The sequence below is a fragment of the Hyphomonas sediminis genome (assembly GCF_019679475.1).
In the GTDB taxonomy this organism is placed as follows: Bacteria; Pseudomonadota; Alphaproteobacteria; order Caulobacterales; family Hyphomonadaceae; genus Hyphomonas; species Hyphomonas sediminis.
This window is the reverse complement of sequence record NZ_JAIEZP010000001.1, coordinates 1,016,354-1,025,604: the sequence shown is the minus strand read 5'-3', so window position 1 is coordinate 1,025,604 and position 9,251 is coordinate 1,016,354. Positions and strand designations below refer to the sequence as shown.

Below are 9,251 nucleotides of genomic sequence, written 5' to 3'. Positions count from 1 at the left end.
TCAGCGGAATATTCTCGGCTTCCTCGCCATGAAACGCCGCGTCGCTTCGTGGTATCGCAAAGCGCGCCCCTCCGGCGCAAGCCCATAGGTTCGCCCCCGCAGATACGCCATCAGATCGTGCCGTTTTCCGGCCGCTTCCAGCATCGCCGGGCTCAAAGTTTCACCAATCCCGACCCTTAAAGGCCTACCCATCCGGCGCCGCACCTCCCGGAACACCAGCGCCAGCCGCAGCTCCAGCGACAGATGCGAAGCGATCTGGAAGAGGCGGGAGTTCTGCCCCTCAAAGAAGATGGGGGTCACTGCCGCTCGGCCATGCGTGATAAGCTTGGCCGCAAACGGTTTCCAGTCGTCATCCACCGCCAGCGGATCGAACGGCCCCGGCGTGGTGGAGACCCCGCCCGCCGGAAACACGATCACACAGCCGCCCGCCTTCACATGCGCCAGCGCCGCCTTGCGCATGGCAATGTTGGCCGACACCGCCTCCCGCGTGGCCGCAAAGTCTACCGGCAAAAGAAACGGCCTCGCCTCAGGCACCGCATCAAGCACCGAATTCGTCAGCACCCGAAAGTCACGCCGCCGCTGGCCCACCAGCCAGCTGATGACGAGCCCATCGAGCACGCCGAAAGGATGGTTCGCCACGATCACCAGCGGCCCCTCTGCCGGCAGATCGGCCAGCCGCGCGCTATCAAACAGCACGGTCAGATCCAGCAGCCGGATCGCCGCATCGAAAAACCCCGTCTCGCCCAGCTCCCCGGCGCGGTAGCGCTCATAAAGGCGCGCCAGTTTCGGCTGCCCTGTCGCCCGCTCCACCGCGCGCACCAGCGCCCGCTTCAGCGGGTCGTGGAAATACGCCGCATAGGAAAGTTCCGGCGCGGCGACAGTGTCCATCAGAGCCGCCACATCCGCGCGAGGTTGTTCTTCTGCATGTCGGATGATCCGCCCACGATCGGCATGCCCAGAAGATCTCGCAGATTGCGCTCGATGTCATAGGCATCCGACAGGCCATAGGCGCCGATCACCTGCTGGCAGGCAAGGCCGATCTCCACGCCCGTATCGGCCACATATAGCTTTGCCATCGCCGTCTCTGCTGAGCAGGGCTGGCCCGTGCCCGCCAGCCAGGCGGCGTGATACAGCATGTGGCGGCAGGCGGCGAGCTTGGTGCGCGCGTTCACAAGCTTATGGGCAATCGCCTGATGTTGGCCAATGCGCTTGCCAAACTGCTCGCGCTCCCCGGCATAGCGCCAGGCCTCTTCCAGTGCCGCGCGGGCAAGGCCGAAGGCGACCGCCGTAATCTCGATCTTCTCCACGTCCAGCGCGCGGCCGGCGAGCGCCTCCCAGCCCTTGTTCCATTTCTCCGGCCCGCCGACGATGGCGCTTTCCGGCAGGCGCACATCATCGAGGAACACATCCATCGAATGGGTGTAGCGCAGATTGGCATGCTCGATCGGCGCCATGGTGACGCCTTCCGCCTTTGTGGGCACAAGGACGAAAGTGAGGTTTCCATGACGCGCGCCCGGCTCGCCCGATCGGCAGAGGCAGTAGATATAGTCCGCCCAATCTGCGCCCGTGCACCAGCGCTTGGCACCCTTGATGACAATCTCGCCGCCCTGGCGTTCCACGCGCGTTTCAACACTCGGCAAATCCCCGCCCACATTCGGCTCGGACAGGCCATAGGCGAGGAAGAGCTCCCCGCGCGCGAGCTTTGGTAGCAACTCTTCCTTCTGCGCTTTCGATCCGTTCTCGGAGATGTTGAGCCCACCATAAAAGGCCGCGTGAATAAAAGGTCCGGCCATCGACGGCCCGCCCTGGCACAGCTCTTCGATGACAGCGGCGGCGGCGTAAATATCCTCGCCCTGCCCACCATATTCTTCCGGAATAGTCAGGCCTATGAGGCCCATCTCCGCAATCTCGCGGAACAGCGCGCGGTCCCAGGTCGCCTCCCGGTCCCATTGCCGGCGCTTCTCGCGCGGCATCTTCTCCGCCACCCAGCGGGAAAGCTGTCGGCGGATTTCAGTAACGTGATCGGGCTCTGCGGCAAAACTGGTCATGCCGCAGTTCTCTTCTATCCGCCGATTTCGTCAAGGCTGAACGGGGTGGATTGGTAAGTCTGGTTGATCCAGTTGCCAAACAGCAGATGGGCATGGCTGCGCCAGCGGTTAAGCGGCTGACGGTTCGGATCGTCCTCGGGATAATAGCCGAACGGCACCTGGATCTGTTTGCCCTGGCTGCGGTCGCGGTCAAACTCTTCCTTCAGGGAGAAGGAATCATATTCAACATGGTTGAACATGAAGAGGCTGCGGCTCTCCTTATGCTCCAGCAGGCAGGGGCCAGTTGCATCGCTGTCGATCAGCAGGCGGAGCGCAGGCCGCTCCAGCACATCGGGGCGGCGCACCTCGGTCCAGCGGGAAACGGGAATGGAGAAATCATCGGAAAAGCCGGAGAGATAAGGCGAGGCCGGATCAAGGTTGCGGTGCCGGAACACGCCGAAGGCCTTGGCCTCCAGCTCATATTTCGGCAGGCCATGGAAATGCCAGGCCGCCGCCATCGCGCCCCAGCAGATATAGAGCGGGGAATGGACATGCGTCTTCGTCCAGTCGAATATCTGCGCCAGCTCTTCCCAATAGGTTACCTCTTCAAAGGGCAGCGTTTCGACCGGCGCGCCAGTCACGATAAAGCCGTCAAACTTCCGCTCCCGGAGCTCTTCCCAGGTCTGGTAGAAGCTGATCAGGTGTTCCTGCGAAGTATTCTTCGGCGTGTGTCCGCCCACGCGCACCAGCGTCAGCTCGATCTGCAGCGGCGAGGCGCCCAGAAGGCGCGCAATCTGCGTTTCCGTGCGGATCTTGTTGGGCATCAGGTTCAGAAGGCCGATCTGCAGCGGGCGGATGTCCTGACGCACAGCGTCAGACTCGCGCATCACCGCAACGCCCTCTTTCAACAGGGTTTCGCGCGCGGGCAGCGTATCTGGAATACGGATCGGCATGGCTCAAACGTCCTCTTCGGCCCGCTTCAGGTCCAATAAACAATGCCGAAAAAGGGGGGAAGGCAGGCCCGAAGGGCGGGGTGTTCCTGCTTCTCGGCCCTTTAGCGACTTGTTTAACGTGGCTGCAAGCCGGCCGGCCAAATCACCACGGAGGGGGATTTAGTACGCCTTGGCGGCGGCGTCAAACGGTCAGCCCTTTCGGCAAAGCGCGTCTCACTCCCCCGTCAGCTTCGGCGGGCGGCGCTCCTTGAAGGCGGCCACGGCTTCTTTCCGGTCGCCCAGATAGTTGGAAACGCTTTCCCAGCCGATGCTGGCATCCATCATCTGCGCGGCCAGCGCGCGCAGCGGAATGTTCGCGGCGGTCTTCGTCCACCGCACGGCCCATTTCGGGTTGGCCATGATCTTGCCGGCGATTTCGTCCACCTTTGCGTCGAGTTCGGCGGCAGGCACGGCATAATTGATCAGGCCGAGCGCCTTGGCTTCCGGCGCGCTCAGCAGGTCGCCCGTCATCAGCAGTTCCTTCGCCTTGGCAAAGCCGATCAGCTGCGGCCAGATCACCGCGCCGCCATCCCCGGCCACCAGGCCCACCTTCACATGCGGGTCGCCGATCTTTGCCGTTTCGTCGGCAATGATCACATCGCACAGCAGCGCAATCGTCGCGCCGAGCCCGGCGGCAGCGCCATTCATCCGGCAGAGGATCGGCTTTTCCATCTGCAGCAGCGTCACGACGATCTGCTTTGCGTCCCAGCCGATGGCGCGGAAACGTTCGGGATGGGCAATCTGCTCCTCGAACCAGTCAAAATCCCCACCCGCGCAAAAGGCGCGCCCCTTGGCCGAAAGAATGATAAGGTCGCTTTCTGCGTCCCGCTGCAGGCAATTGAACACCAGTGCCAGCTCGGTATGCATCTGCTCGTCCACGCCATTCACCGGATGGTCGGACGTGATATACGCCGTCAGCACGCGGCCCTTCCGCTCGAATGTGAAGCGTTCCCATTTGTCCTGGGTAATGTCATAGGCCGCGCTCATGTTTCCTCCTGAATTCTTTGCCCTGCACCCTATCTGCCGCCCCCTTCCCCGCAAGGCCATAAATCCGCCCCAGCGCCCCGCCACACCCCCGAGCGTTGGAACCAAGTCACCGCGCAGGCGTTCAGTTTTTTCGTGATCACAGACTTTGAAGACACATCCGGCTCGTTGAGCGAAACCCTCCGGCAGACGCTGGCGGAAATCGACACGCCGAAGATCACGCTGCGCCATCTGTTCGATCTGATTGGTGAGCAGGGTTTATTGTTCCTGTGCGCGATGCTGGCGATCCCGTTCCTGCTGCCAATCTCGATTCCGGGGCTCAGCTCCATCTTCGGCCCCGCCATCATCCTGATCGCGGCTGGCATCACGGCCAACCGCCTCCCCTGGTTGCCGAAGCGGCTGATGCGGAAGGAGCTTGATGCCGAAAAGATCAAACAGACCCTGTCGCGCGGCCTCGGCCTTGTCGGGCGGATCGAACGGTTCATACGTCCCCGCTTCAAGGGCCTGACTGCGGCTGGCATCCCTTCGCGGATCAATGGCGCGGCCCTGATCTTCGCGGCGATCCTGCTGATGGCGCCGTTCGGCCTGATCCCATTTTCCAACACGCTGCCCGCCTTTGCCATCCTTCTGATGTCCATCGGCATGACCCAGCGCGACGGGCTCGTCGTCATCGTTTCCTATCTGCTGATTGTTGCTACGCTGATCTATCTTGGCATTCTGGTCTGGCTGATGGTCCAGGCAGGCCAGGGTGTCTCCGGCCTCCTCGGCAGCTGATCCCCCTTGCCAGCACGTCCCACTGGTGGCAGCTTTGAGGGTAGCGGAAAGGCCCGCGCAGATCCCCCGGCACAGCCGTCGGGACGCCAGCCTCCCTCCGCGGAGATGAGCGCCAGAAATGGTGAGCGCGCAAGGTGAAAGCCAAGGCGCGCAGGACCGCACAGGACAGGTCGGCGCGGGGCCCATATGGGCGGCCAAGCCGTTTACTGCGATCCTCACATCTCCTTCGCCAGCCACGCCTGCGGCCAGTCACGGCCCATGCGAACCTGCACCTGAAGGAGGCACTCTGCCTATGTCCATCCAGTCCCTGTTGAGCAGCGGTGAAACCGCGCTGCTTTCCTGCAAACCCGACGACCTGCTGACCACTGCCGTTCATCTTCTTATCGGCGCCGCGTCCAACGCCGTTGCCGTCACCGGTCCCTCCGGCCAACTCGTCGGTATCCTGACGGATCACGATATCGTGCGCGCCATAAATGCTGGACACGGATCACTTGGCAAAGCGCGCGCCGAAGACTGGATGACCCGCCCCGTGGTCACCGTCACGCCAGACACAAGCCTCTCCAACGCACTCGGCATGATGGGCCACCACCGCATTCGCCACGTCATCGTGACGGATGAGAACGGCAAACCGCTCGCCGTGGTCGGCGTGCGCGCCATCCTCGCCAAGCTGCAGGAAATCAAGGAGATGGAAATCCACGTCCTTCGGGACATGGCCGTCGCCAGACGCTAGGAAACCCGCTAGGGCTCGCGGAAACGAGGAGTTTCCGCCGATGACCCGAGACACGCTTTTCATCCTGCCGCCCGGTTTCGAAGCCAATGGGCGGCGGGAGTTCTGCCCCGAATGCGCTGAGATCTGGGGCGTGCTCGCCTGGTATCCTGCATTGAAAGAGGCGCTCGACATTGAATATGTCGGCATCGACCATCCGCGCGCGCCCATCGTGGATCTACTTGGCCCTGGCAATCACAATGCGCCGACCCTCGTGCTGGCCGCCGCCAGCCCGCGCGCGCCCGGCATTCCCTATTCCGAAGCCGGCGGCCATGCCTACCTGCCCTCCGCCCGCCTGATCGCCCGGCACTTTGCCGCCCTCCACGGCACCGCCCATCCGCGCGGCAGCTGACCGGACGCGCAGCGGCCCTTGCCTCCCGCTGCGTCAGCAGCCCCTATCTTTCCCGCGATAACAAGACACCGACCGGAGGAAACCGCCATGCCCGCCCCGCCCATCAAGACCCGCATCACTGAAATGCTCGGCATCGAGAAGCCAATCATCCAGGCGGCCATGGGCTGGATCGCCCGCTCGCAGCTCTCTTCGGCTGTTTCCAATGCCGGCGGCATGGGCATCATCGAAACGTCTTCGGGCGAGCTGGACGCGATCCGAGACGAAATCCGGAAAATGAAAACCCTGACGGACAAGCCCTTCGGCGTGAACGTCGCCCAGGCCTTCGTGCGCGATCCGGATATCATCCCCTTCATCATCGATCAGGGCATCAAATTCGTCACCACTTCGGCGGGCGACCCGATGAAATACACCGCAACCCTGAAAGAAGCCGGGCTAACGGTCTTCCATGTGGTCCCTTCCCTGTCCGGCGCGCTGCGCGCCATTGAGGCAGGTGTCGACGGGTTGATCGTGGAGGGCGGCGAAGGCGGCGGCTTCAAGAATGCCAAGGATGTCGCCTCGATGGTCCTGATCCCGCAGGTCTGCGAAGCGGTCGATGTGCCCGTCGTCGCTGCCGGCGGCATCACGGATGGACGCAGCATGGCAGCCGCCTTCGCCCTCGGCGCTGAAGGCGTGCTGATGGGCACGCGCATTCTCTCTTCCGCCGAAAGCCCGGTCCATCCGAACTGGAAAGACGCCATCGTGGGCGCCGACGCGACCGACACCGTGTTCCTTAACCGGCAAGGCCCCGGCCCGGCCCTGCGCGCCCTGCGTACCGAACGCACCACGCGCCTCGAGAAAGAAGGCAGCCCCAACATCTTCGGCGAATTCGCCGGCACGCAGGCGGTCTACTTCAAGGGAGACCTGGAGGCCGGCATCGCCCTTACAGGTCAGGTCGCCGGGCGGATCAAGGAGGTCAAACCGGTCGCCCAGGTCTTCGAGGAAACGCTTGCAGAATACCACCAGGTGGTCTCCCGCCTGCCCCGCTGAACGGAAATTTCCGGCATTCGGGGCAATTCTCGCACGAAATCGCCCCTTCCTGCCCGTTTCTCTGGAAATCTCCGCCTCAGCTGTCTAAACCCTCTGCAATCTTCGTTGCCAGAGGAAGCATGATGAAAATGACCGAAGCCCTGAAGGGCGGCGCCGCCGCTCTTGTTCTTGCCGCCACAGCCGCCTGCGGCGCTCCGGAAGCGGCCAAGCCTGAATCGGAAGTCACCAGCCAGATCGAACTGCCCGAAATCACCGTTTCCGATGCAGAGCTCGAAGGAAACCCCTTCCGCGCCGAATGGACCGGCGAGTATGGCGTTCCGCCCTTCGCCGAGATCAAGAACGAGCACTACATGCCGGCGGTCAAGAAGGGCATCCTCGAGATGCGCGCCGAGATCGACGCCATCGTCAACAATCCTGAAGAGCCGACCTTCGAGAACACCATCCTGGCGATGGAGGCTTCGGGCAAGTCGCTCGACAAGGCAGTCCGCGTGTTCGGCAATATCACCAATACCGACACCAATGACGCGCTGAACGCCCTGGAAGGCGAAATCTATCCGATGCTCACCCGTGAGCAGGATGCGATCACCTTCAACCCGAAACTCTTCGCCCGCGTGCAGGCTGTCTACGACCAGAAAGACCGCCTCGGCCTCGACGAGCAGGACGCACGCCTGCTGGAGTTGACCCACCGCAACTTCGTCCGTGCTGGTGCAAACCTCTCGCCGGATGTTCAGGCGGAAGTCGCCAAGCTCAACGCTGAAATCTCCGGCCTGACGACCGAGTACGGACAGAACCTGCTCAACGCCACCAACGCCTTCAAACTGGAAATCAACGATGCGGCCCGCCTCGGCGGCCTGTCGGACGACTTCAAGAACGCCATCAAGGTGGACGGTGAAGACAAATGGCGCGTCGGCATCAGCCGCTCCTTCTTCGAAGGCTTCATGTCCAGCGCGGAAGACCGCGATCTGCGCTCGCAACTCTTCGACGGCTACCGCCTGGTTGCCTCTTCCGGCGAGTATGACAACGGCCCGCTCGCCATCAAGCTCGCCCAGCTTCGGGCCAAGCGCGCCGAACTGATGGGCTATAAGAGCCATGCGCATTATGTGCTTGAGCAGCGCATGGCCCACACGCCGGAAGCTGCCGTCGAATTCCTGGAAAAGGTTCTTAAGCCTGCCCTGGAACGCGCCGCTGAAGAGCAGGCAGACATGGAAAAGATCGCCGGTCACGAGATCCTCGGACATGACTGGTGGTTCTACTCTGAAAAAGTCCGTGCCGACCGCTACGCTTTCGATGAAAACCAGCTGCGCCCCTATTTCGAACTTGGTGCGTCCACGGAAGGTGCATTCGAAGTGGCTTCCCGCCTCTTCAACATCTCCTTCAAGGAAGTTCCGGTCGATGGCTGGAACCCGGTCGTGAAATCCTATGAAGTGACCGACAACGCCACCGGCGAGCATCTTGGTCTTCTGATGATCGACAACTTCGCCCGCGAAACGAAGCGCGGCGGCGCCTGGATGAGCACCTATCAGTCGGCGTCCGATGTTGATGGCGAGCGCATCCGCCCGATCATCACCAACAACATGAACCTGGTCACGCCGGCCGCCGGCCAGCCGGCCCTGCTCTCGCCGACCGAAGTGGAAACCCTCTTCCACGAGTTCGGCCACGGTCTGCACGGCCTGCTGACGCAGATCCGCTACGCCAGCTTCTCCGGCGTCTATGGCGGCCCGGACTATGTTGAGCTGCCCTCGCAGATCATGGAACACTGGGTAACCGAGCCGCAGGTGCTGGCAATGTATGCCAAGCATTACGAAACCGGCGCGCCGCTGCCGCAGGATCTTGTCGACAAGATGAACAAGGCCTCAACCTTCAATCAGGGCTTCAAGACGACCGAATACATCGCCGCCTCCCTGATCGACCTGCACTGGCACATGCTCTCCTCTGAAGAAGCCGCGAAGATCACCGATGCGCGCGCCTTCGAAAAATCCGTCCTCGAAAAGTACGGCATTCCGGAGATCATCGAGCCGCGTTATCGCTCGACCTATTTCTCCCACATCTTTGCGGGCGGCTATGCAGCCGGCTACTACGCCTATCTGTGGGCGGAGATCCTCGATGCAGACGGCTTCGACGCCTTCAAGCAGACCGGCGACATCTTCAATCCGGAAGTCGCTGCGAAGCTGAAACAATGGGTCTTCGAATCCGGCGGCCTGCGCGAGACCGATGAGCTCTACCGCAACTTCCGCGGTTCTGACCCCGGCATTGAGCCACTGCTGCGCAATCGCGGCTTCGCCGAGCCCTCGCCGGCAGAAGGCTGATCTGGCGCGCCCTCTTCCGCCATG

9 protein-coding genes and 1 riboswitch are annotated in these 9,251 nt (G+C 62.4%); of the genes, 5 read left to right on the top strand and 4 right to left on the bottom strand.

Annotation, left to right across the window (positions count from 1 at the left end; translation table 11 throughout):
- From K1X12_RS05235 to K1X12_RS05220, 4 genes are all read right to left on the bottom strand, one after another.
- Positions 1–888 carry a lysophospholipid acyltransferase family protein gene (locus K1X12_RS05235; RefSeq protein WP_220986574.1) on the bottom strand — a complete coding sequence of 296 codons (888 nt, stop codon included), beginning with the start codon at positions 886–888 and terminating at the stop codon, positions 1–3.
- A complete protein-coding gene (locus K1X12_RS05230) occupies positions 888–2,048 on the bottom strand; it encodes an acyl-CoA dehydrogenase family protein (RefSeq protein ID WP_220986573.1) in 1,161 nt (386 codons plus the stop codon). The genes K1X12_RS05235 and K1X12_RS05230 overlap by 1 nt, the downstream gene beginning before the upstream one ends.
- A gap of 14 nt (positions 2,049–2,062) precedes the next feature.
- Positions 2,063–2,980, bottom strand: coding sequence for a homoserine O-succinyltransferase (locus tag K1X12_RS05225; protein ID WP_220986572.1), 918 nt, complete (start codon positions 2,978–2,980; stop codon positions 2,063–2,065).
- A gap of 81 nt (positions 2,981–3,061) precedes the next feature.
- Positions 3,062–3,139: riboswitch (SAM riboswitch) on the bottom strand.
- A 54-nt stretch (positions 3,140–3,193) separates the two neighbouring features.
- The gene (locus K1X12_RS05220) at positions 3,194–4,006 is read right to left on the bottom strand and encodes an enoyl-CoA hydratase/isomerase family protein (protein WP_220986571.1); all 813 of its coding nucleotides are present in this window, start codon (positions 4,004–4,006) and stop codon (positions 3,194–3,196) included.
- Positions 4,007–4,138: 132 nt separating this feature from the next.
- On the opposite strand from K1X12_RS05220, the gene K1X12_RS05215 reads away from it, so the two are divergent.
- The 5 genes from K1X12_RS05215 (at position 4,139) to K1X12_RS05195 (ending at position 9,227) form a co-directional block, all read left to right on the top strand.
- The gene (locus K1X12_RS05215; RefSeq protein WP_220986570.1) at positions 4,139–4,777 is read left to right on the top strand and encodes an exopolysaccharide biosynthesis protein; all 639 of its coding nucleotides are present in this window, start codon (positions 4,139–4,141) and stop codon (positions 4,775–4,777) included.
- A gap of 292 nt (positions 4,778–5,069) precedes the next feature.
- Positions 5,070–5,507, top strand: coding sequence for a CBS domain-containing protein (locus tag K1X12_RS05210; RefSeq protein WP_220986569.1), 438 nt, complete (start codon positions 5,070–5,072; stop codon positions 5,505–5,507).
- A gap of 40 nt (positions 5,508–5,547) precedes the next feature.
- A complete protein-coding gene (locus K1X12_RS05205; protein WP_220986568.1) occupies positions 5,548–5,895 on the top strand; it encodes a DUF3088 family protein in 348 nt (115 codons plus the stop codon).
- A gap of 87 nt (positions 5,896–5,982) precedes the next feature.
- Positions 5,983–6,921, top strand: a complete 939-nt coding sequence (locus tag K1X12_RS05200) for an NAD(P)H-dependent flavin oxidoreductase (RefSeq protein ID WP_220986567.1) — start codon at positions 5,983–5,985, stop codon at positions 6,919–6,921.
- Between the two features lie 128 nt (positions 6,922–7,049).
- Positions 7,050–9,227, top strand: coding sequence for a M3 family metallopeptidase (locus K1X12_RS05195; RefSeq protein WP_220986566.1), 2,178 nt, complete (start codon positions 7,050–7,052; stop codon positions 9,225–9,227).
- Positions 9,228–9,251: the final 24 nt, after the last annotated feature.